This is a genomic window from Undibacterium sp. RTI2.2, assembly GCF_035018705.1.
GTDB lineage: Bacteria > Pseudomonadota > Gammaproteobacteria > Burkholderiales > Burkholderiaceae_D > Undibacterium.
Genome location: NZ_JASJXN010000015.1, coordinates 21,219 through 44,569, shown reverse-complemented (window position 1 = coordinate 44,569; position 23,351 = coordinate 21,219). Strand labels below are relative to the sequence as shown.

Sequence of the window (23,351 nt, the reverse complement as noted above, 5' to 3'; positions counted from 1 at the left end):
ACTACCGCAATTCCTCAGTAATCCTTAGCGCCTCTTCAAAATTCCAGACCCGGCGTATTTCAATAGTGTCATATTTTTCTGCCACGTTGGCGGGGAAAGATGCATAGCGGGCGTTGACTCTGACGATGCGGCGCACTGCTTCGTCCAGGTCTGCACGACCACTAGAACTGATGAGGACGATGTCTTCTACGCTGCCGTCGCTGCGTATGATGACCGATACGACGGGGTAACCACGGGCTTTGTCTTTGGAAATTTGTGAATAATTAAGGCTACCGTTGCGCTCGATTTTTTGTCGCCAGCTTTCTACATACATACGTAATGGAACATCTTTGCTGTATTCACTACCGACTGCGCGGCGACGTGATTTGTCGTCGTCGCCAAAGATGGGGACTGGTGGCCGGCCACGTAACAGACCTAAGCCGCGTGATTGCTCCAGCGCTTTGTTGGCGAGATCGCTGCTGAATAAATTTTTAGGCAGGACGAAACCTTTTTCGCTGCCGTTACCATTGCGGTCGCCGTCTTTGATGCCGTTGCCTTCGCCTGATTTATCACCACTACGATCACCACTGTCTGCACGGCTGGCAATGCTTTCGCCGTGATTGTTGTTATTGCCGATCGCAGGCAAGGTACGCGGCTCAAATTTTGTGCTGGCCTGAGCGGTTAGAGCTTGTTTGCTTTCTTGTTCTCGCTGTGCGGTTTGCTGTGCGATGCGCTGTGCTTCTTGCCTGGCCGTCTGCTCGGCGGCTTGCTCGGCGGCTTGCTTGTTGGCTTGCACAATGGCCTGCTGTTGGGCTTGTAATTCTGCTACTTGCTTTTGCTGACGCTCTTGCTGAATCGCTTGTTCTCGTTGGCGCACTTGCTCCAGACGTGCTAGCTCTTGTTGGGTGCGTTTGGCTTCGTCCTGGCTTATTTTCTGTGCTACTTGCTGCGCTAATTGCTGGACGGCTTGCTGCTGTTCGATATTTTTTTGTTCAATTTTCTTTAGTTCGGCTTGCTTAAGCTCGGCTAATTTTTGCTCTTCTAACTTGGATGCTATCTCTGCCGCCCCGCTGACATCCGCTTGTTTACGATTGTCTTCTTGTAGTTTTTGGATCGCCACATTTTGCGGAGTCTGGACTGCAAGCTGTGCTTCTGATTGCAAGCGCGCCTGCTCTTCTTTCAATTGCTTTTGTTGCCGGATTTGTTGCTTGGCTAGCTGTGTCCGCTTGGTCTCTTCTGCCAACTTTGCTAACTCGGCCGCCTCTGCCCGCGCTGCGGCTTGTTGTATCGCTGGGTCTGGCTGCTCAGATACACTAGCTACACTGGCGACATCCAGCATAGGATCAGGTGCGATGGGGGCGACAGATTTAGTAATTTTTTGCCGGGACTCTGGATCGGGCTTGTGCTCCGGGTCTTCTGGGCTGGGGAGCGGCACGACAAAGCTGTCATCCCGCATCTCATTTTGGGCAATAACACGTACCGGATCTTCTGGCGATTGTTCCTGCTCAGCTTTAGGCATCACCGGAATAGCGCGTGCTACGATTTTTTTGGGGCCATTTTTTGCTTTGGCCTCGGCTAACGCTGGCTTGGATGATGTGGGCACTGGTGCTGCTGGCGTTGCAACCGCAGTCGCTATCAAACGTATGCCAGTCTCTGCTGCCAAGGCTACCGGCGGTGTTGACACAGGTGGCTGTGGCACCTGCAACGGCGGGATTGCGGCGCTGGTATTAAGTTCTGGATTTGCAATCTGGATCGTCAATTCTGATTCAGTTGCAAGGGCAAAATTATTTTGCTCCGGCGCTGCCGCTCCTGGAGAACCCAGACCGGGCACGCCAAACTGTACACACAATATCAATGCATGAATCAATAGAGAAATCATCACGCCAGCAATCAACCGTTTTTTGACGGGATCAGGCTTGGGGGTTTCGCGCTGTCGAGTGACTAAATTCATGCGGTTTTGGGCGGTGGTTTCAAATAAGCAGTTCGCATTATCGCATGGCAATTTTGCTGCATCCTATCCCATTTTTACATGATTATTTTTTGTACAGTTTTATGAAAAACGACGAGTTAATAGTGACGGAAATGATCCGGGGTTACCTTTGAGCCATCTTCACTAGCGAGCGTTGATCTCAGATGACGGAGAATGGACGGCATGACATAAAACATATACTCCTTATATGTATATTGTAAACGTCCAATTAATTATTGAACCATAGGTCATTTTTAATAAATTTTATGGGGAGTATATTAAATTAAAGACGAACAGCTTACTTAAAATAAAGTTACATGTCGCCCGACGTTATCACGACTGTCATAATTATTTAAACTATCTTAGAGTCAAAATAACGCTGACTATGCTGATTTCAACAATAAGCAAGAGCCAATCCGTCAAGACAACGCGCCAACATCTGATTATTCTGTGCACATGAAAAAAATATCCATTATTGATTCGCATACCGGTGGTGAGCCCACCCGGTTAATCGTGGCTGGTGGCCCTGATCTGGGCAAGGGCACTTTAGCTGACCGCGTCAATCGCTTTAAAACTGAATTTGATCATTACCGCACTGCGACCACCTGCGAACCGCGAGGCTCCGATGTGATGGTTGGTGCTTTGGCCTGCCTACCGCACAACCCTGTATGCACTGCCGGCGTGATTTTTTTTAATAACGTGGGTTATCTTGGCATGTGTGGTCACGGCATGATTGGCTTTGTGGTGAGTCTGGCTTACCAAGGCAAGATCAGCGTTGGGCAACATCAAATTGACACGCCTGTTGGCGTTGTGCAGGTTGAACTCCATGCTAACGATAGCGTGACTGTGCATAACGTTGCGGCATGGCGCTACCGCAAAGAAGTCGTGATTGAAGTCGCTGGCCACGGTCTTGTAACAGGCGACGTGGCATGGGGTGGCAATTGGTTTTTCCTGATCGCTAATCATGGGCAGGAGTTAGAATCAATAAATATTGATGCGCTTACCGATTTTTGCTGGGGGGTAAGACAAGCCTTGGAGGCAAATGAGATTACCGGTGAGCACGGCGCGTTGATAGATCATATCGAATTATTTGGCACTCCAGATTCAGCCAATAATCACAGCAAAAACTTTGTACTATGCCCGGGCAAAGCCTACGACCGCTCACCTTGCGGCACCGGCACCAGCGCCAAACTGGCTTGCCTGGCGGCAGATGGCGAATTGACAGAGGGTGAAATATGGCGGCAGGAAAGTATTATCGGCAGCGTGTTTGAAGCGTCTTATCGAGCGATGAAAGCAGATGATTCCGGCGACGCAACTAGTGCAGAAAAAATCTTACCGAGTATTCGCAGCAAGGCATTTGTGAATGCTGAGGCGACTTTATTATTGGATGAGAGAGATCCCTTTGTTTGGGGGATGCGCTAAGGAAAGCGTTTCTATCAGGCTCTGGCTTCGAGAATAGACTGACGTTGTAAGACTTCGCGGTATTCACTCGGGGTCATGCCGACAGTGGCTTTAAAAATACGAGAAAAAGCGCTGTGATCCTGGTAGCCGCAATCTGCTGCAATGTCAGTGATGCTCTTGCTAGGATCAGCCAACATCTGGGATGCTGCATCTAAACGGATTTTAATCATCATCTGACGTGGCGTCAGTGAGAAAATCTTTTGGAAATAACGCTCAATCTGGGTAATCGACAAACCGGTTAGTTGCGCCAAATCTGCCATTTGTACTGTCTGAAAATAATGACTATGCAAATGCCGGACAGCAGCGGCGATCTGGTGATAAATCGGATGGCGTTGATCCGGCATCGCTAAATCACGAGAAATACCGGTGAGACCGATGACTTTATTATTGGTGTCGCGCAGTGGGATTTTTTGGGTGAGGCACCAGCCAGGATCGAGGTTGGGATACAGATGAAGTTCTAATTGATCGTTTAAGGCATGATTGCCGCTCAGTACCATTTGATCTTGTTCATCATAATTAACAGCTAAAGAAGCCGAGAAAACTTCAGTGGCCGTATGACCAATTAAGGCAGCTTTATCTTTATAACCAGCTCGTGTGGCGAGTGTCTGATTTACCACAATATAACGACCAGCCAGATCTTTGACGAAAAAAACTACATCTGGCATCGCATCAAATAAAGCTTCGGTGAAAAAAATATCACTAATCTGACCTGCCAATTGATGACGATTTTTCTGTGCTTCTTCAGTGGAGATGATAGGCATAGGATCGATGATCATAAGAAATACCGGTAATTAATAAGAATGAATGACTAAATAATATTATTCATTTTACATGAAACAGCAATAACTAAATAAACAATCACTAACTTTTACAATTTTTTATCTGTTATTTAAATATATTTAAAATATTTTTAAATAATATTAACATGTACTAAACTCTTTTTTGATCAAGCGAGCTCAATCCACCAAGTTCAATCAAGTTCTACTAACTAAGTCAGCGAAGGAATATAAGCATGAGCACAAATAAATGGCGTGGCGTTTTTCCGGCAGTAACTACCAAGTTTAAAGATAATGAAGATTTGGACTATGCTGAAATGGAAAAGCATTATGCTTTTCAGATCGATAGCGGAGTCCATGGCTTGGTCACTTGCGGCTCTTTGGGCGAAGCCAGCACCCTCTCGTTTTATGAGAAACTGGAAGTCACCAAGATTGCCTTGCAGGTTGCGGATAAGCGCCTGCCGGTCTTAGTCAATGTGTCGGAGACCCGCACCAGCAATGCCTTACGGTTTGTGGAGCAAGCCGCGGATATGGGTGTGCAAGGTCTTATGGTAATGCCATCGGTCTTGTATGCCGCCGACGCCCGCGAAGCAAAAGACAATCTGCGTGCCATCGCCAAAGCGGCACAATTGCCGATCATGGTCTATAACAATCCTGTGACGTACAAAGTTGATCTAACACCAGAAGATTTTTTGGATTTGGCTGATTGTGAATGGCTGGTGGCAATTAAAGAATCAACTGACAACATTCGCCGCATTACGGATCTGCGCAATGTGTTGGGCGATCGCTATCAATTATTTATGGGCGTGGATGATCTGTCATTTGAAGGATTAGCAGTCGGCGCAGATGGCTTACTAGCAGGCTTGGTCGTCGCCTTTCCGAAAGAAACGGTAGCGCTCTATAACATGATGCAAGCCAGACTTTATGACGATGCACTCAAGCTATATCAATGGTTTATGCCGCTGTTGCATTTAGACGTATCCAACAAGTTGGTACAAAACCTGAAGCTGGTCGAAACCCTGGTCGGCGTTGGCAATGAAAACGTACGCCGTCCGCGCCAGCCGCTTGTTGGTGCAGAACGTGAACGCGTGACGACTATCGTACAAAAAGCCTTAGCAACTAGACCGGATGTCTCGATCTACCTTTAACCGACTTTTCTAAAAAAGTTCGCGTACAGATGTAACTATGGGGCAAACTTCCAGCAAAGCATGCTCAGTTTGCCCAATCGTGCGCCTATATAAATACGCAATAATTTCGAAAAAAATGAATATTACTGAGTAAAATTCGGCGAAATGTCGCTATTATAGAAATAAAATATTGACTCGGAAAACCTCATGCTAGCCACAGCAAGCAAATCAGCGATGGCGACAGCGCTACCGCAAAAATCTCCACCACCCAAGTTGCGTGCGGTGGATATCGCTTATGACGCGATCGAAAGCATGATTGTCACCCTACAACTTAAGCCAGGCTCTCCGATTGTAGAGTCAGAATTAATTGAAATCACAGGTTTGGGACGCACCCCCTTGCGTGAAGCCTTGATGCGGATGTCATCCAATGGACTGATTCTGCAACTACCAAGACGCGGTTTGATCGTCAGTGACATTGAAGCCGCAGAACACATGACGCTGATCGAAACCAGGCGCGTAATAGAACGTCTGATCGCCACCAGCGCAGCCCGTCGCAGCACACCGCAACACCGCAAAGACATGGTGGAATGCGCAGATCAAATGTTGGTCGCGGCTAAATTCGCTGATCTAGGTGCATATATGGCCGCCGACCAAGCCTTAGATCACGTGATACACGAAGCCTGCCGCAATCCGTCTGCGGTAGCGGCGGTCGTGCCACTGGTGATCAAATGCCGTCGCTTTTGGTATGCGTTTCAGCATGAAGGCGATATAGAAGAAGGCGCACGTTGCCATCTGATGCTAGCGAAAGCGATCGCAAAAGGCAATGAAGAGCAAGCCTTAAAAGCAACCGACTCCTTAATGGATTATCTGGAATCGTTTGCCCGTAAGATTATCAATGGCTAGTCACAGAATACGTCGTAAGCCAGACGATAAGTAGTCCACCATTTATAAGATGTTCGCTCGCGACTTAGGCAAACGTTTAACATTTGGCAGGGCACTAGTTGTTAACCATAGTTTAAATCGTAGCATCTTAATATTAGCGCGACGATGTTCTGTGCGCGTTGCCAACAAACGTAGCAAACCAGCCTCTGTGACACCGATTTGCTTATGGCCAGGAATGATTTTGTAATCGTCACCGAGTAAGCGTAATTCACGTTCGGCCAATCTCGGCACGATCAAGTTTTGGATATCTTTTATAGGTAACCAGATAACATCGTCCACCATGTAAAAGCGAAGATGATAATGATCAAACGAATAGTATCTTCCTTGCCATCGGTTTAAAACAGAATATCTGGCCCAATATCGGACGGCAGGAATAAGGTCAACAATAAACGGGGCGAAGAAAATACCCCAGGCAACAGCAACAACGACTAAAACAATGGGGCCATACCCTGCTCCATATAGCTCAGCAATATCCCAAGCTTTATAGCTAAGAAAAACACAAAGGACAAATCGCAAGAGGAAAGATAACATCTATTTTTCCATCGGATAGATTCAGTTTTACTGCCTCGGCAATTCGTCCAACTCGCCCTGCTCGCCCTGTGATACGTCGGTCGTTTTACCTTGCCCCAGCAACACTGGTGGCACATAGGTTGCGAGCAAATGTTCGCGGCTGGCGGGCGTCTCCAGACTGACTCGTCCTAAAGCACCACTGCGATAATCTAACAGCAAAGTGTGAGCCGCTTTTTCTAAATCCCAGTCACCACCTTTGAGGCGGTAAGCACGTTTTTTGGCAACGCCCTCGATCACACTCACGCCATCAATCCCCTCTGTGACGATGCCATAACGGGCTGTCAAAAACTTAGGGTAATTTTGTAATAATTGTTCGGCTAAAAAGGTAGCGACTTCTTCTTCAATCAGAGCTTTTACACCAACTGCATGGCTGGCGGCTAACATCAAGCCATCGGTCGGATGGGCGATTTTTGGCCAGAGCATACCGGGAGTATCGACCAAAATCATATTTTTACCGAGATACAAACGCTGCTGTACTTTGGTGACGGCAGGTTCATCACCGACATTGGCGACACGGCGATTAAGCAACGCGTTCATCAAAGTAGATTTACCTACGTTGGGAATCCCCATAATCATCATGCGCAAGGGCTTGGTTGGTACGCCGCGATGCGGTGCGATGCTAAGCGCAATACCAGGGATTTTGGCAACGTCGGACGGTTTTTTACAACACAATGCGACTGCGTGTACACCTTTTTGGCTGTTATAAAAATCCAGCCAAAACTTAGTGGCATGCGGATCAGCTAAATCGCTTTTATTGAGTATTTTTAGACAAGGACGCTGACGAAACGTGCGCAGTTGTTCGACCATAGGATTACAACTGGCTTGCGGAATGCGGGCATCTAAAACTTCTATCACCAGATCGGTGTTTTCCATGGTTTCTGCCGCTTTTTTGCGGGCAGCGTTCATGTGACCGGGGAACCATTGTATGGACATGCTTATTCTTCTATTTGCTAAATTCAAACCGCTATTTTACGGACTTGCGCACAAGAATTCCTGTTTAGTTTTTGGCGAGGAAATTAGCTACGGGGTATAGCAGTCGCCCAGATCATCAAAAATTGGCATTTTAATGGGAGTATAGGCATAAAATGCACCTCAAAGCCAATTAGCGTATGGACAATAAAATATACTATATAGCAGTATTAATTTAATGCCAGGCAAAAGGATAGCGTTTTACTCTGCCGAAAAAGGCAAACATCAATACAAAAAAAGCAAAAAACTCAGCGTTACAAAAATTCTAGCTACGCTCGTCATCAGCTCCATTCCCATCATTTTTATGCTGAGGTTTGATGTTTTTGAGACATCTGGCGCAAGAATCTGATCATCAATCTAGCTCGGCTAGCACTTTAATATGAGCAACCACGCTACGACCCAGAGCCGACAAGTTATAGCCACCTTCAAGGCAGCTAACGATTTTGCCACCCGCATGCTCTTTGGCGACTTCCATAATTTTGCGGGTCATCCAACTGTAGTCCGCCTCGACTAAGCCCATCTGGCCCATATCATCTTCTTTATGTGCATCAAATCCGGCAGAAATAAAGATCATTTGCGGGCGATGTTGATGCAAGGCGGGAAGCCACTGCTCCAGCACTAATTGGCGTACAACATCGCCATAGGTATGCGCTGGCACTGGAATGTTATGCATATTGGGCGCCGGATGCTCGGTGCCTGAGTAGGGATAAAACGGATGCTGAAAAAAACTCACCATCAACACCCGGGGATCGTTATGAAAAATCTCTTCCGTGCCGTTGCCATGATGGACATCAAAATCGACTACCGCGATACGCTCTAGCCCATGCACTTCCATCGCATATTTGGCAGCCACGGCGACATTATTAAACATACAAAAACCCATCGCCTCGCTAGAAGTCGCATGATGCCCCGGTGGGCGCACAGAGCAAAATGCATTGTCCAGCTCGCCAGCAATCACCGCGTTAGTGGCGGCAATCGCAGCACCTGCGGCACGCAACGAGGCACGCCAGGTGAAGGCATTGAGTAAAGTATCTGCATCTAGCGGAAAGTGCTGATGTTCTGAGTGCGCCGTGGGACAGTTTTCTCGAATCCGGTAAATGGCACTGGCGGTATGCGCGCGCGCTAAGTCAGCCTCTTCTGCCGCTGGCGCTTCACGATATTCCAACAAGCTGTCAATACGACTGGCGATCAATTGATCTTCGATGGCTTGTAATCTATCGGGAGATTCTGGATGCCATGATCCCATTTCATGCCGCTTGCAATCGGCGTGGGTATAAAACGCGGTCGTCATTGTTTGCTCTTTTGATCTTCGTAGATTGATATGTCTCTTGGCGTTAGTGTCAACCTATTTGCGGCATTTTGCAAACGGCCTTATTGCCAGCTTATTGCCACCGCTTACCAATTTCCGGTTCCAGGCTAAGCATCGCTCATTTTAAAACGGTTCATGATGCGACATCCTGTATATCTTGTATGGTGATTGCTTTAAATCAGTTTACACTCGAGTTACTGTAGTAAAACTTACCTAATTAGGACTTACGCAAAATTGTCCCAGCAAGGCGTAGCGACGACGACAGTACTTTAGGCTAGGAGCTGCAACGCAGCTGGGGCGGTTTTGCGTAAGTCCTACTAATAAGACTGACGCAAATTCATTTCATAAGGCTTAGTGCTCACTATGTTTTCAAAAGTTCACGCAGTTGCAAAACAAGTTAATCAAGTCATTATCGGCAAAGACACACAAATTCGTCAGGCCTTGGTGTGCCTGCTGGCGGGCGGTCATTTACTGATTGAGGATGTGCCAGGCGTCGGCAAAACTACCTTGGCGCATGCCTTGGCGATTTCACTTGGCTTACAATTTAATCGTCTGCAATTTACCAGTGATTTACTACCCGCAGATGTGGTTGGAATTTCTATTTTTGAACGTGAAAAAAATCAGTTTATTTTTCATCCTGGCCCCGTATTTACGCAGGTCTTGCTGGCAGATGAAATCAATCGTGCTACACCGAAAACTCAATCTGCTTTGCTAGAGGCGATGGAAGAACGTCAGGTCAGTGTGGAGGGCAAAACCCGTGCGCTGCCTCATCCCTTTTTTGTCATTGCGACACAAAATCCTACTCACCAAGTCGGCACATTTTCTTTGCCAGAATCGCAGCTTGATCGCTTTCTGATGTGTCTTTCTCTAGGCTATCCCGACGCAGCGGCAGAGCGCGCACTGTTGCTTGGCGAAGATCGCCGTAGTCTTCTACAAAGCCTGACCGCAGCAATGCAAGCTAATGAATTAGTTGAGGCGCAAAAATTACTGAAACATATTCATACCTCACCGTCTTTAATCGATTATGTACAAGCACTGGCACATGCCACTCGCCAGGATGATGTTTTTGCTGATGGCATGAGCCCGCGAGCCTCTATCGCATTGCTGCAAGCAGCACGTGCATGGGCGGCATTAGAGGGACGCGATCATGTCCTGCCAGAGGATGTGCAAGCGATACTGATACCGGTCATCGCACATCGTTTGCGGCCTTTAAAATCGGTCAGCGGCAAAACCAATGCCAGCAGTGAATTGCTACAGCAAATGATGTTGCGGATTGCGGTATAGATGCCAACTAATATTAGTTTAGTAGGGCTCACGCAAACCCACGCCAACTGCGTTGCAGCGCCTTGCTGGGACAACTGTGCATAAGTCCTGCTTAGTTAACTTTTTTAATCAGTAACAATGAGCTTATTCACGAACCTACAAACTCGTTTTCGGAAAATGGTGTTTTTAGAAAACAAGCCTGAAACTGGTGAGGTATTTCTTAACCAGCGCAGAGTATTCACGTTGCCAAGCAAGCCTGGCTGGATGTTTTTGCTACTGCTGATCACTTTGTTTATTGCTGCCACCAACTACAATTTAAGCTTGGGTCTGGCGCTGACATTTGTACTAATGTCCTGTGCCTGGGTGAGCGTGTTTTTAGGCTTCCGTAATCTAGCGCATTTGCATTTGCTCGCTGGCACAGCACAACCCGTATTTGCCGGTGAAGATGCGCAATTTACGCTGCACTTAATCAATCGCCGCAAATATGCGCGCTATGCCGTCTGGGTGAGTTTTTCCAGCAAAGATGCAGCACAACATGCGGTCGATATCGCGGCATTTAGCCGCACTAGTATCCAGCTAAGCTGCTCTAGCGAAACGCGCGGTTATTTGCCCATTCCCAGAGTCAGGTTACAGACCTGGTTCCCTCTTGGTTTGCTGCGCGCCTGGAGTACCTGGTTACCCGACGTACAAGCACTGGTGTATCCGCGACCAGAACTAAATGCGCCACCCCTGCCATATCAAGGCTCAGAAAAAAATGATGGGCGAGGCCATGCAGGCAGTGAAGATTTTTCTGGCGTCAGAGCATATCAAACAGGTGACGCGCTTAAGCATCTGGCTTGGAAGCATATTGCCAAAGTTGATGTGGCCGCTGGTGGTCAGCTTGTGACGAAACAATTTTCTGGCGGCTCTGCCAGCGACATCATGCTTGATTTTTCTAGTTTGCCAAAGAACATGGACGTGGAACTGAAATTAGCACGCATGACCAGTTGGGTATTAGAAGCAGATGCCAACGCACAACCGTATGGTTTTCGACTTGGCGGCAATCATTATGCCCCCGCCACGGGACAGGCGCACCGGCTAGATTGCTTACGCGCTTTAGCGCTTTATGAGCTCTAGTATGTGGCTTAACATGAGATCGAGGCGATGACGATATCCGCTCCATTACCTGACCTACCAGATTCCAAAATCAAATCTGGGGCGAAGGCTATTTCTACATTACATAAAAGTTGGAGAAAACTCCCGCTTGCCCGTGATAAGGCCGATACCTTATTGCTGATTTTTGCCTGCTTGTTGGTTTTATTACCCCATATCAGTCAAGCGGAACGGTGGGTTTCTGTTAGCTGCCTTTGCTTATTAGCCTGGCGTGGCTGGCTCACGCTGACTGGCAGACGCATGCCACCCTCTTGGGTGTTGGTACCCATTGCCAGCTTGATGATGGGTGGCGTGTTCTTACATTTTCATACCTTTTTTGGACGTGATGCCGGTGTCACGATGCTGATGATGCTGCTGGCTTGCAAGCTATTAGAGATGCATGCCAAACGTGATTTATTTGTGGTGCTGTATCTGAGTTTTTTTCTGTTGCTGACACAGTTTTTAGATACCCAAACCATAGGAAGTGCTGCATTTGCCTTGTGTGCCGTGATTGCGCTGCTAACAGCGCAATTGTCGTTTAACTATACGGGCGTTGTGCCACCTTTGATGCAACGTATTAAATTAGGATTATTGATACTGGCTTTGGCGATTCCGTTAACCATTGTTGCGTTTTATTTATTCCCCCGATTACAGGGTCCGCTTTGGAGTTTGCCTAGTGATGCCAATACCGGACGCAGTGGATTATCGGACTCTATGACGCCTGGAAATATCAGTAAGTTAGCGCTTTCTGAGGATATTGCTTTCCGAGTTAAATTCCCCGATTTGGCAATCAATACTGCTCCTCAAAAATCACTTCTATATTGGCGTGGAATCGTCCTTAGCCATTTTGACGGCAGCAGCTGGACCCATGCCGAGTCCCCCAAATATCGTAGTAGAGATAACACCATTAGTTTCAGCGGAGCCAAAATACGTCAAGAAATCATCATGGAATCGCAAGGGCAACGCTGGCTATTTGGACTGGATTTACCCAATGAATCAGCCTCAATCAATGACCTTGGCAGTTCGCTCAATACACAAGGCGAACTCAGCGCAACCCAAGCGATCAATCGCCGTATGCGATATGAAGTAACATCGCAACCCCAATACAGATGGCAACCAGAATTAAGTCTCAGGGATCTGCAAACAGAAGTTGCATTGCCAGCGGGTTTTAATCCTCGCACCCTGGCTTTTGCGGCAGATTTACGCCAACGTGCATCAGATGATAAAAGTCTGATTCAGGCAGTGCTACACTTTTTTAGGACAGAAAAATTTAGCTACACATTAGAACCTCCGCTGTTAGGAAAAAATAGTGTAGATGATTTTTTATTCAATTCACGCGCAGGATTTTGTGAGCACTATGCCAGCGCATTTGTAGTATTGATGCGAGCTGTTGACATACCAGCGAGGGTAGTCACTGGTTACCAGGGCGGTGAGATGAATTTAGTTGATGGCTTTATGGAAGTGCGTCAATCCGATGCACATGCCTGGGCAGAAGTTTGGTTGCAAGACCAAGGCTGGGTCAGAGTTGACCCTACCGCAGCGGTCGCACCTGAACGTATCAACTTAAATTTAAGTTCTATTTTGAATCGTCGTGGATTCAGCGAATTTATGAATCTTGGCGCAGAGAGTAAATCTTTACTATCCCGGATGCGCATGCAATTAGATGCTGTCAACAACTCGTGGAACCAATGGGTGTTAAATTACAACCCCGCAAAACAAGTGGATTTTTTACGTACGTTAGGCTTAGGAGAATTAGACTGGCCTAAATTGATGCTAGTTTTTTTCGCCATCGGGACAGTGCTTATTGGACTAATTGCATTGCCGCTTTTGTACCATCGACCTAAACTCGCGCCCCTCGATAAGTTATACTTTTCTTTATGTAAAAAGCTGGCAGATAAAAAATATCCACGTTTGTTGCACGAAGGGCCGACTGCATATACGAGTCGTCTGAAAAGCAAACTACCGGAAGCGCTATTTATACCCGTCCAAAGCTTTTTAGCTTTATACGCAGCAACCAAATATGGCGACTCGAAACAGCCAATGTCTAGTGTACTGGCTCAACTTAAAACTCTCTTAGCGCAATGTCGCTGACCAGACGAATCTGAATGTCTTCCATTATATTTCTATGACTAATTTACGTACTAAACTGAACAAACTTCCTAATCAGCTTTTATTAGCCGTAATTATCACTATCACTAGCCTATTGACTGTTGCACCCAACGCCGATGCGGCACGCAAAAAACTATCCAAGGACCAAGAGCAATCAGCTAATAGTGCTGAGTTTGTGCACTTTGCTCAATGGAAAGAGGTGAGTGAGTTTATTGACCAGATGGTTATTAAACATGATTTTGATAAAGCCGAGCTAGTCAATAATTTTGATAAAACCCGCTATATAGAATCAGCTATCCAGTTAATGAAGCCAGCGCCAGGTGGACGTCCCAAAAACTGGAAAGCTTACCGTGCACGGTTTGTGGATGCGCACAGGATTGATGCTGGCATCGCATTCTGGGATAGGTATGCCAATGCTCTAAATCGTGCCGAGGCTCAATACGGCGTACCGCCAGATATCATCGTAGGCTTGATTGGGGTAGAAACGGTATTTGGCCGGAATACCGGCAACTTCCGCGTCATGGATGCATTGACTACACTGGCTTTTGCTTATCCTGATACACCAACACGTACTGCGCGTATGGAGTTCTTCCGGTCAGAATTAGAGAATATGTTGTTACTCTCCCGTGAATCACAGGTTGATCCCTTCAGTTTTAAAGGATCTTATGCTGGCGCAATTGGCTGGTCACAATTTATGCCGAGCAGTATCCGTAAATTTGCTGTTGATTTCGATGGTGATGGAAAAATCGATCTGTCAGGTTCGCCAACAGATGCGATTGGCAGCGTCGCCAATTACTTATCGCTGCATGGCTGGAAAAAAAATGTTCCTACCGTATTCCCTGCAAGCTTAGCGATCGGAGACGAGCAAATCAGTTTATTAGACAGCTTTTTAGGGCAAGGATTAAGAGCGAGTTACAAGCTAGATGAACTGAAGACGGTAGCAACGACGGCAAGTCAAGATGCACCCGAATCTTTGCTATATGGATTAGTCAATTTGCAAAATGGAAATGAACCGACCGAATATTGGTTAGCGACGGATAATTTTTTTGCCATTACGCAATACAATCGGAGCTACTTTTACGCTATGTCTGTGATCGATTTAGGGAAAGTGATTGCAGCAGCACGAAATAAATAAACAAGAAGGAAAATCTTGCTTTTCAGAATTTTTTATAGCTCGATAAGATTTTCGCCGATTAATATTGCTAAATAGTATGTTTTAAACTACAGTAACATTATCGAATGATACATTTATGTGTAAAAAGACAATGTGTCAAGAGATTTAACAATGTTTTGCTATTTTTCTAGCAAGAAAAAGCATTTTAAAGATACAATATTACCGTTTGATTAATTTTTTATTGAGGCAACTTTTTTTGCTTTAAATAAGCTAAATAGCGAGGTAATTATGGCAAATCTGACACAGCTTGAATCCGATGAGATTGACTACGATCCGAATAATCTTCTGGATACGTTGATTAAACAATTGCACTTGAAAAACGACGCAGCTTTGTCCAGAGCGTTAGAAGTAGCACCACCAGTTATTAGTAAAATCCGTCACCGTCGTTTGCCTGTAGGTGCATCACTGTTAATTCGTATGCATGAAATTAGCGATGTCAGCATCAAAGATTTACGCGAGTTGATGGGTGATCGCCGCGCAAAATTCCGTATCAGCGACAAGCAATTCAAACCAAAAGACGCTGCGGATAATAGTTAATTTGGTACGACATCATAAGTGTCGTTAGCCAATATGAGAATACCGTAGATGTACCCAAGTACATCTACGGTATTTTTTCGTCTGTCATATCGACAAACTGCTGTAATTTAAGCTGGGAAAACCCCAGTAGACAAATAACGGTCGCCACGATCACACACGATAAACACTATAGTTGCGTTCTCAACTGTATGCGCTATACGCAAAGCGACTTCACAAGCACCAGCTGCTGAAATCCCACAAAATATACCTTCTTCTGCAGCCATGCGACGAGCCATGTGCTCGGCATCAGACTGACTCACTGACTCCTCTTGGTCAACTCTGGCCTTGTCATAAATTTTAGGCAAATAAGCTTCTGGCCATTTCCGAATTCCTGGAATCGAGGATCCCTCCTCTGGCTGTGCACCGATAATGCGTATGGCTTGGTTTTGCTCTTTCAGATAGGCAGATACGCCCATTATGGTGCCGGTAGTTCCCATAGCACTGACGAAATGGGTTACCCGACCTTCAGTATCACGCCAAATTTCTGGCCCTGTAGTTTCGTAATGAGCCAAAGGATTATCAGGATTAGCAAATTGATCCAGAATCACGCCCTTAGCTTCTTTTTGCATTTGCTCTGCAAGATCTCTGGCGTATTCCATACCACCTGTTTTAGGGGTCAATATAATCTGTGCACCGTATGCTGCCATGCTTTGACGACGTTCTATACTCAAATTCTCCGGCATCAACAGTACCATTTTGTATCCGCGCATGGCAGCAGCCATGGCTAACGCAATGCCGGTGTTGCCGCTAGTGGCTTCAATCAAGGTATCACCGGGTTTAATTCGACCACGCTCTTCTGCACGCTTGATCATAGACAATGCAGGCCTATCTTTAACGGATCCTGCTGGATTATTACCTTCTAACTTACCTAAAATAATATTATTACGTCGTTTAATTTCCGCACTGGGAATACGTTGCAACATAACGAGCGGGGTATTTCCTATAGTGTCTTCAATCGTCAGATAAGGCATAGTCGCTAGTAAGCAATTTAATATAAAACATCATTCTAAACGCTGTAGCAGCTTGCTGCTCACCACACGGCATTGTTGTCAGGAGAATTTGCGGCAATAAAAAAACATCTCCTGCAAGCAAGAGATGTTTTTGTTTTTTAAACCTTTAATGCGCTCACATACCGACAACATAAAACGGAAGCATAAAACCAAATTTACTTCGATGCAGATGCCTTAGCAGACGCAGCAGGTACCGCAACCGAGGCAGCCGCAGATGCAGTCGCTGCTTTATCCGCTTTCATCGGTTTAGCGACTTTTTCTGCTGCTGGCTTTGCTGGCGCACCAGTCTTAGCCTGACCGTTAACGGTCAAACCGGCCTCAGACAATTTGACTGCACTTTTTGCGCCAACGCCTTTAACGCGAGTTTCAAAATCCGCCCAATCTTTGAAATTGCCACCTTTAGTACGCTCGTCAATAATCGCTTTAGATTTGGCAGGACCAATACCTTTGATACCATCCAAAGCAGCTTGATCGCCTTTATTTACATCAACATCAGCAAAGGCAAATCCCATGGAGACGACCATTGCTGCGACTGCTAATAATAATTTCTTGAACATATGAGTACTCCCGAATTAAGTAAATTAACTACGTCTATTTAACTGCCAGACCAGATAGAACGATGTATCTCGTTCTGTATCAATTAACGACTTACGGCCATACAGGTTGACAGTCAAAAGAATATTAACATTAAATTAACATTAATTAACAGACGCAAATAACTCTTCTTTAGAAACCGTAGCAGTACCTAGCTTACCTACCACAATACCGCCAGCACGATTGGCAAGCATTACGGCATCTTGTAAGCTCATACCAGACGCGATACTTGCTGCCATAGTTGCAATCACGGTATCACCTGCACCTGAAACGTCATACACCTCACGCGCCATAGCGGGCACATGCGTTACCTCTGTTGCTGTGTATAAACTCATTCCCTCTTCAGAGCGAGTGAGCAGCAATGCATGTAAATCTAATTTCTGACGTAGTGCCTGGACTTTCTCTGTCAACTCTGCCTCATTTGCCCACTCACCAATGACTTGGCGCAATTCAGACTTATTAGGCGTCAGCATTGTAGCGCCAGCGTAGCGTAGAAAATCACTTCCTTTCGGATCTACCAATACTGGCTTACCAGCAAGACGGGCAGCAGAAATCATCGCCGCCACATTGACCAGACTACCTTTGGCATAATCGGACAAGACAATTAAATCGTAATCGGCAATCAGAGCGTTAAAACGGGATAGTTTATCTTTGAGTACATGCTCAGTAGGTTTTTCTTCAAAGTCAATTCGCAGTAGTTGTTGCTGGCGACCGATGACGCGTAACTTAATGATGGTAGAAATGCTTGTATCACGGCTTAAATAACTAGTAATGCCAGACTGAGTCAATAAGCGCTCAACGATATGACCCGCCTCGTCCTCACCAATCACACCTAACAAACCCGCCTGCAAACCCAACGCCACCGTATTGCGCGCCACATTAGCGGCACCACCAAGACGCTCCTCGCGTCTTTCAACACGAACGATAGGCACAGGTGCCTCAGGAGAAATCCGGTTGACGTCGCCAAACCAATAGCGATCCAACATGACGTCGCCAGCAACCAAAATACGCTTAGATTCCAACATACTGATCATCCGCGCGTCAACACTGAGCGACCGATGCCATGGTATTCGATACCGATTTCGGTCATCACAGCAGGCTCAAATAAATTACGTCCATCAAAAATGACAGGCTGCGTCAGAAGCGATTTAACTTGGTCAAAATCTGGGCTACGAAATGCTTTCCACTCGGTCACAATCGCTAATGCATCTGCTTTTACCAAGGCATCCATAGGATTACTGGCAAAGCGAATTTTCTCTAATAATTCTGGAGTATCAGCAAAATCTAGTGCAAAAACCCGCTTGGCTTCAGGCATAGAAACTGGATCATAAACCGCAACAGTAGCGCCTTTACGCAATAATTCCGCCAACAAAACGCGGGAAGAGGCAGCGCGCATATCATCGGTATTCGGTTTAAATGCCAGGCCCCAAATCGCAAAATGCCTACCGCTGAGATCATCACCAAATCGCTTGACGATTTTCTTACCGAGTACCAATTTCTGCTGCTCGTTTACAGCTTCAACGGCTTGTAAAACAAGTAAATCCAAACCGTAGTCTTGCGCTGTACGCTCGAGAGCTTGTACGTCTTTAGGAAAGCAAGAGCCACCATAGCCACAACCAGCGTACAAGAAACTATGTCCAATACGCGGATCAGAGCCGATCCCATGTCGTACCGCCTCAATATCAGCACCAACATGATCTGCCAGATTGGCTAATTCATTCATAAACGAGATACGCGTCGCCAACATAGCATTAGCAGCGTATTTCGTAAATTCAGCAGAACGTACATCCATCCAATAAGTGCGCTCATGATTGCGGTTAAAAGGCATGTACAGCTTCTTCATCTGTGAGCGTGCCTGATTACCTTGTGGCGTATCGTCGCAACCAATCACAATCCGATCAGGGCGCATAAAATCTTCGACTGCTGCCCCCTCTTTCAAAAATTCTGGATTAGATACAACGGAGAATTGACCATCTGAATTACGTGCAATTAACTCCGTTTTTAAAGCATCAGAAACCTTATCAGCCGTACCAACTGGCACAGTAGATTTATCGACTATGACTTTAAAGCCAGTCATATATTTGCCGATATTGCGCGCAGCGGCCAAGACATATTGCAAGTCGGCAGAACCGTCTTCATCCGGTGGAGTACCGACTGCAATAAACTGTACCTCACCATGGCTGACACTAGCCTCGATATCCGTAGAAAACTGGATACGGCCAGCAGCACGGTTACGCGCCACTAATTCTTCCAGGCCTGGCTCATGAATAGGAATCCCGCCATTATTTAAAATATCGATTTTGCGCTGATCAACGTCAAGGCAAAATACATCGTTACCGAGTTCTGCCAAACAGGCACCAGTCACTAAGCCAACGTAACCCGTACCAATAATTGTAATTTTCATGTTGTGATCACAATCCTATTTAAGTTTTTACATTTTTATTTTTACAAAAATAAAAAATTAATTCATTACGTTTAATTCTTCTGTACGACGTGGCGGATACGTTTCCCAGCGACTACATCCCGGACATTGCCAATAAAATTGACGCGCTTTAAAACCACAATGGGAACATTGGTAGCGCGCTAGTTTTTGTGCATAACCATGTACCAGATTTTTAACCATAGAGAGCTCAGGTCTAATGTCTGGCGGAGCCGACATCAAGCGCGCATCAAGCAATTTGTCCAAACCTAACAAGGTCGGCGTTCTACGCAATTCATCGCTGACTAATTGATTTGCAGCGCTAACTGTATCCAACTCCAGAGTCGCCTTAAATACGACCTCCAACAGGTCAATCGAGGATGCTTCGGCAAGATAGCCTCTGAGCAAATTCAAACCCTCCTGAGGTCTCTCAAGCTTGCGATAACCATCCATCAATCTTTGCGCCACTAAAGCAACATGAGGAACACTTTGCTGTTCTACTCTGCGCCAGGCCAACAAGGCCTTTTCTATGTCACCGTTAGTTAGATGTACATCCCCCATCAGAATTGCGGCACGCACATTATGTCTATCTGCTGCCAAGGCCTTATCTAACATCGCTAATGCTGCATCAGAATGCGTATGCACCAATTCGTCCTGTGCGATCTCACAATAAAATTGAGCGATTTCTTTTTGCCTGCCGCCTGCACCAGATTCTTGCAATGCATAAGCTGCCTCAATCGCCCTTGCCCATTCTTTTTCACGCTGATAAATTTCCAGCAAAGCACGTCTGGCTTGTATTGCATATTGACCAGCAACTAGCTGATTAAAAGTTTCTTCAGCTCGATCTAATAAACCAGCTTTGAGGTAATCCTGACCTAGTTCAAACATTGCCTGTGTTTGCTGATCAAGTGGTAAATCAGGACGGGACAACAAGTTTTGATGAACTCGAATAGCGCGTTCTGTTTCGCCACGACGACGGAATAAATTACCTAGCGCAAAGTGCAACTCTACTGTCTCAGGATCAAGTTTAACTATCTCGATAAAGGCATCGATCGCTTTATCGTGCTGATCGTTTAATAGAAAATTTAGACCCTTAAAATAACCGCGAGGCAAACTACGGGACTCTGAAAGAAGCTGGCGAATATCGACCCGGGCAGCAATCCAGCCAAGTGAAAAAAATAGGGGGATGCCAAGCAACCACCAGATATCAAATTCCATATTTTTATTTATCGCTATATTGGTGTTAGATATTACGAACACTATCCGGTTGAGGTGCTTCGGTACTGGCGCGTTGGGCGGCCAATCTTTCACTTTCAATTTCTGCGATTGTTTTTTTATGTTTTGAGATATCGCGTTTGTGTCGATAAACCATGGGTACCATGGCCAAAATACCTAGCACTCCGCCAGAGAGGAAGAAGACTAACAACAGAATAACTAAAGGAGCCGATTGTTGGTAACCAAAGAAATATTGCAAGGTCACGATCTGATCATTTTTGATCGCAAAACCAAAAAAGGCGATGAATAAAATGAGGGTAATAATTCTGGAAATAATTTTCATAACAGTATCCTATCTAGGCTCTTATGGAGTTTTTGACACCGTAACACAAACTCGATTGTTTACAAGTAATTTGCTGTATCGCAGCAGAATCTATCTACTCAATCAAAAATAAATATGCGAATTATGATTCAACAAACTCAGGCTTGAAATTGTACGTGAAAAAAAACGGCACATCGGTCAGACCGATATACCGCTTTCATTTTTTTGCATACTTTGTAAGACGCAGGTCACCGAAATGACGACCTTCGCTTAATCGTCTTGTATCGGTTGCCCTACCATGGCGTCCACTCTTTCACGCAATTCTTTACCTGGTTTAAAGTGTGGAACCCGTTTTTCAGGAACCATCACCTTGTCACCGGACTTAGGATTACGTCCAATGCGGGGAGGCCGACTGTTCAAGGCAAAGCTGCCAAAACCACGGATTTCGATACGCTGACCATTAGCCAGCACATCGGACATTGCATCCAGAATGGTTTTGACAGCGACATCCACATCTTTTGCAACCAGCTGTGGATATCGCTCTGCCAAGCGAGCAATCAACTCAGACTTTGTCATCTAAAACTCAGTATCTAAGTTGATGCTTAGTTCTTATTATCGAACTTGGCTTTCAACAACGCGCCTAAGCTTGTAGTGCCAGAAGCTGCATTGGAGTTCGAGTCAGAAGACATTTTTTGCATTGCTTCTTGTGTTTCAACGCTATCTTTTGCTTTGATAGACAATTGAATGCCACGTGCTTTGCGATCAATGTTCAATACCAAGGCTTCAACGCTATCGCCAACTTTCAGGTGTGTACCTGCATCTTCCACGCGGTCACGGGAGATTTCGGAAGCACGCAAGTAGCCTTCAACATCATCAGCCAATTGGATCACTGCGCCCTTAGCTTCAACAGATTTAACTGTACCAACAACAACTGCACCTTTGTCGTTCATTGCGCAGTAGTTATTGAATGGGTCGCCTTCGAGTTGTTTAACACCCAAAGAAACGCGCTCACGCTCAACATCGATTGCCAGAACGATTGCTTCCAGTTCGTCACCTTTTTTGAAGCCGCGAACTGCTTCTTCGCCAGTTTCGTTCCAGGACAAATCAGACAAATGCACCAAACCGTCGATATTGCCAGACAAACCAATGAACACGCCGAAATCAGTGATGGACTTGATCGCGCCGCGAACTTTGTCACCTTTCTTGTGGTTGATCGCAAAATCATCCCAAGGATTGGCTTTGCATTGTTTCATGCCCAGGCTGATACGACGACGATCTTCGTCGATTTCCAGAACCATGACTTCAACTTCGTCGCCCAATTGAACAACTTTATTTGGTGCTACGTTTTTGTTAGTCCAATCCATTTCGGAAACGTGAACCAAACCTTCAATACCTTGCTCGACTTCAACAAACGCGCCGTAGTCAGTCAGATTAGTGACTTTACCAAACAGACGTGTGTGTTGTGGGTAACGACGTGACAGACCAGTCCATGGATCATCGCCCAATTGTTTTACGCCCAGAGAAACGCGATTTTTCTCTTGATCAAATTTCAGGATTTTTGCAGTGATTTCTTGACCAACTGTCAACACCTCTGAAGGGTGACGTACACGACGCCATGCCAGATCAGTAATGTGCAACAGACCGTCAATGCCGCCCAGATCCACGAATGCGCCGTAGTCAGTGATATTTTTAACGATACCAGTAACAACTGTGCCTTCTTTCAAGGTTTCCATCAGCTTTTGACGCTCTTCGCCCATAGACGCTTCAACTACAGCGCGGCGGGACAGAACGACGTTGTTACGCTTACGATCCAGCTTGATAACCTTGAATTCCATGGTCTTGCCTTCGTAAGGAGTTGTATCCTTAACTGGGCGTGTATCAACCAAAGAACCTGGCAAGAAAGCGCGGATGCCGTTCGTGAGAACAGTCAAACCACCTTTAACTTTGCCATTAACGGTACCAGTAACAATCTCGCCAGACTCCAGCGCTTTTTCCAGCGCGAGCCATGAGGCCAGACGTTTTGCTTTGTCGCGGGACAAAATGGTGTCGCCGAAACCGTTTTCCAGCGAATCAATCGCTACGGAAACGAAATCGCCGATGTTAACTTCCAGCTCACCTTGGTCGTTTTTGAATTCTTCAACAGGGATAAAGGCTTCAGATTTGAGGCCAGCGTTCACGATCACGAAATTGTGGTCGATGCGAACGACTTCAGCAGAGATTACTTCACCGGAACGCATATCCTGACGTGACAGGGATTCTTCGAATAAAGCTGCGAAGCTATCTGCACCGGTAGCAAAATCTTGGGACATAAAAACAGTAGACATAGGGTACTCGAGTTATCCAGAACACGGCAAAAGCGCTGTGTACACTGGGTTAGGTTAAACAAACCCGCACTGACTTTGCATCAGTTTAGGCACTTCAACATTGATTTTCAAA

General features: G+C 46.0%; 21 protein-coding genes. 8 read left to right on the top strand and 13 right to left on the bottom strand.

Translation table 11 applies throughout. The features are described from left to right. Window position 1: 1 nt before the first annotated feature. Window positions 2-1,930, bottom strand: a complete 1,929-nt coding sequence (locus QN395_RS10105; RefSeq protein ID WP_322119699.1) for a TonB family protein — start codon at window positions 1,928-1,930, stop codon at window positions 2-4. Window positions 1,931-2,404: 474 nt separating this feature from the next. On the opposite strand from QN395_RS10105, the gene QN395_RS10100 reads away from it, so the two are divergent. Beyond that, on the top strand, window positions 2,405-3,370 hold the full coding sequence (locus QN395_RS10100; protein ID WP_322119700.1) for a proline racemase family protein: 966 nt from the start codon (window positions 2,405-2,407) through the stop codon (window positions 3,368-3,370). Window positions 3,371-3,384: 14 nt separating this feature from the next. Here QN395_RS10100 and QN395_RS10095 read toward each other — a convergent pair whose 3' ends face one another. Then, window positions 3,385-4,185, bottom strand: a complete 801-nt coding sequence (locus QN395_RS10095; protein ID WP_323491933.1) for an AraC family transcriptional regulator — start codon at window positions 4,183-4,185, stop codon at window positions 3,385-3,387. A gap of 236 nt (window positions 4,186-4,421) precedes the next feature. Between QN395_RS10095 and QN395_RS10090 the strand changes: the two genes are divergently transcribed. Next, the gene (locus QN395_RS10090) at window positions 4,422-5,333 is read left to right on the top strand and encodes a dihydrodipicolinate synthase family protein (RefSeq protein ID WP_322119702.1); all 912 of its coding nucleotides are present in this window, start codon (window positions 4,422-4,424) and stop codon (window positions 5,331-5,333) included. A gap of 186 nt (window positions 5,334-5,519) precedes the next feature. After that, window positions 5,520-6,215 (top strand): GntR family transcriptional regulator, encoded by a 696-nt coding sequence (locus QN395_RS10085; protein WP_322119703.1) that lies wholly within the window; start codon window positions 5,520-5,522, stop codon window positions 6,213-6,215. A 42-nt stretch (window positions 6,216-6,257) separates the two neighbouring features. Here QN395_RS10085 and QN395_RS10080 read toward each other — a convergent pair whose 3' ends face one another. The 3 genes from QN395_RS10080 to QN395_RS10070 form a co-directional block, all read right to left on the bottom strand. Continuing rightward, a complete protein-coding gene (locus tag QN395_RS10080) occupies window positions 6,258-6,785 on the bottom strand; it encodes a hypothetical protein (protein ID WP_322119704.1) in 528 nt (175 codons plus the stop codon). Window positions 6,786-6,812: 27 nt separating this feature from the next. Beyond that, window positions 6,813-7,757 (bottom strand): ribosome biogenesis GTPase YlqF, encoded by a 945-nt coding sequence (gene ylqF, locus QN395_RS10075; RefSeq protein WP_322119705.1) that lies wholly within the window; start codon window positions 7,755-7,757, stop codon window positions 6,813-6,815. Between the two features lie 388 nt (window positions 7,758-8,145). Next, window positions 8,146-9,084, bottom strand: coding sequence for a histone deacetylase family protein (locus tag QN395_RS10070; protein WP_322119706.1), 939 nt, complete (start codon window positions 9,082-9,084; stop codon window positions 8,146-8,148). A 381-nt stretch (window positions 9,085-9,465) separates the two neighbouring features. On the opposite strand from QN395_RS10070, the gene QN395_RS10065 reads away from it, so the two are divergent. The 5 genes from QN395_RS10065 to QN395_RS10045 all read left to right on the top strand — a co-directional run bounded on the left by QN395_RS10065 (window position 9,466) and on the right by QN395_RS10045 (window position 15,316). Then, window positions 9,466-10,386 (top strand): MoxR family ATPase, encoded by a 921-nt coding sequence (locus QN395_RS10065; protein ID WP_322119707.1) that lies wholly within the window; start codon window positions 9,466-9,468, stop codon window positions 10,384-10,386. Window positions 10,387-10,503: 117 nt separating this feature from the next. Then, window positions 10,504-11,481 (top strand): DUF58 domain-containing protein, encoded by a 978-nt coding sequence (locus tag QN395_RS10060; RefSeq protein WP_322119708.1) that lies wholly within the window; start codon window positions 10,504-10,506, stop codon window positions 11,479-11,481. 27 nt (window positions 11,482-11,508) lie between these two features. After that, window positions 11,509-13,587 carry a DUF3488 and transglutaminase-like domain-containing protein gene (locus QN395_RS10055; protein WP_322119709.1) on the top strand — a complete coding sequence of 693 codons (2,079 nt, stop codon included), beginning with the start codon at window positions 11,509-11,511 and terminating at the stop codon, window positions 13,585-13,587. A gap of 34 nt (window positions 13,588-13,621) precedes the next feature. Then, entirely contained in the window at window positions 13,622-14,740 is a 1,119-nt protein-coding gene (mltB, locus tag QN395_RS10050; protein WP_322119710.1) for a lytic murein transglycosylase B, read from the top strand. 267 nt (window positions 14,741-15,007) lie between these two features. After that, window positions 15,008-15,316: a hypothetical protein gene (locus QN395_RS10045; RefSeq protein WP_322119711.1), complete on the top strand. Its 309-nt coding sequence runs from the start codon at window positions 15,008-15,010 to the stop codon at window positions 15,314-15,316. Window positions 15,317-15,423: 107 nt separating this feature from the next. Here the strand turns inward: QN395_RS10045 and cysM are convergent, their stop codons facing one another. The 8 genes from cysM to rpsA form a co-directional block, all read right to left on the bottom strand. Beyond that, a complete protein-coding gene (gene cysM, locus QN395_RS10040; protein ID WP_322119712.1) occupies window positions 15,424-16,326 on the bottom strand; it encodes a cysteine synthase CysM in 903 nt (300 codons plus the stop codon). A gap of 194 nt (window positions 16,327-16,520) precedes the next feature. Beyond that, the gene (locus QN395_RS10035) at window positions 16,521-16,922 is read right to left on the bottom strand and encodes a ComEA family DNA-binding protein (RefSeq protein ID WP_322119713.1); all 402 of its coding nucleotides are present in this window, start codon (window positions 16,920-16,922) and stop codon (window positions 16,521-16,523) included. A gap of 141 nt (window positions 16,923-17,063) precedes the next feature. Further along, window positions 17,064-17,984: a D-glycero-beta-D-manno-heptose-7-phosphate kinase gene (rfaE1, locus tag QN395_RS10030; protein ID WP_323491932.1), complete on the bottom strand. Its 921-nt coding sequence runs from the start codon at window positions 17,982-17,984 to the stop codon at window positions 17,064-17,066. 5 nt (window positions 17,985-17,989) lie between these two features. Continuing rightward, a complete protein-coding gene (locus QN395_RS10025; protein ID WP_322119715.1) occupies window positions 17,990-19,363 on the bottom strand; it encodes a UDP-glucose/GDP-mannose dehydrogenase family protein in 1,374 nt (457 codons plus the stop codon). 57 nt (window positions 19,364-19,420) lie between these two features. Further along, a complete protein-coding gene (gene lapB, locus QN395_RS10020; RefSeq protein WP_322119716.1) occupies window positions 19,421-20,596 on the bottom strand; it encodes a lipopolysaccharide assembly protein LapB in 1,176 nt (391 codons plus the stop codon). Between the two features lie 25 nt (window positions 20,597-20,621). Further along, the gene (locus tag QN395_RS10015) at window positions 20,622-20,936 is read right to left on the bottom strand and encodes a LapA family protein (protein WP_322119717.1); all 315 of its coding nucleotides are present in this window, start codon (window positions 20,934-20,936) and stop codon (window positions 20,622-20,624) included. 249 nt (window positions 20,937-21,185) lie between these two features. Continuing rightward, window positions 21,186-21,491 carry an integration host factor subunit beta gene (locus QN395_RS10010; protein WP_322119718.1) on the bottom strand — a complete coding sequence of 102 codons (306 nt, stop codon included), beginning with the start codon at window positions 21,489-21,491 and terminating at the stop codon, window positions 21,186-21,188. A gap of 26 nt (window positions 21,492-21,517) precedes the next feature. Continuing rightward, window positions 21,518-23,239 carry a 30S ribosomal protein S1 gene (gene rpsA / locus QN395_RS10005; protein WP_322119719.1) on the bottom strand — a complete coding sequence of 574 codons (1,722 nt, stop codon included), beginning with the start codon at window positions 23,237-23,239 and terminating at the stop codon, window positions 21,518-21,520. Window positions 23,240-23,351: the final 112 nt, after the last annotated feature.

What these genes read in the sequence shown, in the direction of transcription:
- rfaE1 (WP_323491932.1), bottom strand. Translation starts at nt 17,984, where the DNA reads ATGTTGGAATCTAAGCGTATTTTGGTTGCTGGCGACGTCATGTTGGAT.
- QN395_RS10070 (WP_322119706.1), bottom strand. Translation starts at nt 9,084, where the DNA reads ATGACGACCGCGTTTTATACCCACGCCGATTGCAAGCGGCATGAAATG.
- QN395_RS10015 (WP_322119717.1), bottom strand. Translation starts at nt 20,936, where the DNA reads ATGAAAATTATTTCCAGAATTATTACCCTCATTTTATTCATCGCCTTT.
- QN395_RS10045 (WP_322119711.1), top strand. Translation starts at nt 15,008, where the DNA reads ATGGCAAATCTGACACAGCTTGAATCCGATGAGATTGACTACGATCCG.
- QN395_RS10100 (WP_322119700.1), top strand. Translation starts at nt 2,405, where the DNA reads ATGAAAAAAATATCCATTATTGATTCGCATACCGGTGGTGAGCCCACC.
- QN395_RS10065 (WP_322119707.1), top strand. Translation starts at nt 9,466, where the DNA reads ATGTTTTCAAAAGTTCACGCAGTTGCAAAACAAGTTAATCAAGTCATT.
- QN395_RS10090 (WP_322119702.1), top strand. Translation starts at nt 4,422, where the DNA reads ATGAGCACAAATAAATGGCGTGGCGTTTTTCCGGCAGTAACTACCAAG.
- QN395_RS10085 (WP_322119703.1), top strand. Translation starts at nt 5,520, where the DNA reads ATGCTAGCCACAGCAAGCAAATCAGCGATGGCGACAGCGCTACCGCAA.
- QN395_RS10055 (WP_322119709.1), top strand. Translation starts at nt 11,509, where the DNA reads ATGACGATATCCGCTCCATTACCTGACCTACCAGATTCCAAAATCAAA.
- ylqF (WP_322119705.1), bottom strand. Translation starts at nt 7,757, where the DNA reads ATGTCCATACAATGGTTCCCCGGTCACATGAACGCTGCCCGCAAAAAA.
- QN395_RS10060 (WP_322119708.1), top strand. Translation starts at nt 10,504, where the DNA reads ATGAGCTTATTCACGAACCTACAAACTCGTTTTCGGAAAATGGTGTTT.
- mltB (WP_322119710.1), top strand. Translation starts at nt 13,622, where the DNA reads ATGACTAATTTACGTACTAAACTGAACAAACTTCCTAATCAGCTTTTA.
- lapB (WP_322119716.1), bottom strand. Translation starts at nt 20,596, where the DNA reads ATGGAATTTGATATCTGGTGGTTGCTTGGCATCCCCCTATTTTTTTCA.
- QN395_RS10105 (WP_322119699.1), bottom strand. Translation starts at nt 1,930, where the DNA reads ATGAATTTAGTCACTCGACAGCGCGAAACCCCCAAGCCTGATCCCGTC.
- rpsA (WP_322119719.1), bottom strand. Translation starts at nt 23,239, where the DNA reads ATGTCTACTGTTTTTATGTCCCAAGATTTTGCTACCGGTGCAGATAGC.
- QN395_RS10010 (WP_322119718.1), bottom strand. Translation starts at nt 21,491, where the DNA reads ATGACAAAGTCTGAGTTGATTGCTCGCTTGGCAGAGCGATATCCACAG.
- cysM (WP_322119712.1), bottom strand. Translation starts at nt 16,326, where the DNA reads ATGCCTTATCTGACGATTGAAGACACTATAGGAAATACCCCGCTCGTT.
- QN395_RS10080 (WP_322119704.1), bottom strand. Translation starts at nt 6,785, where the DNA reads ATGTTATCTTTCCTCTTGCGATTTGTCCTTTGTGTTTTTCTTAGCTAT.
- QN395_RS10095 (WP_323491933.1), bottom strand. Translation starts at nt 4,185, where the DNA reads ATGATCATCGATCCTATGCCTATCATCTCCACTGAAGAAGCACAGAAA.
- QN395_RS10025 (WP_322119715.1), bottom strand. Translation starts at nt 19,363, where the DNA reads ATGAAAATTACAATTATTGGTACGGGTTACGTTGGCTTAGTGACTGGT.
- QN395_RS10035 (WP_322119713.1), bottom strand. Translation starts at nt 16,922, where the DNA reads ATGTTCAAGAAATTATTATTAGCAGTCGCAGCAATGGTCGTCTCCATG.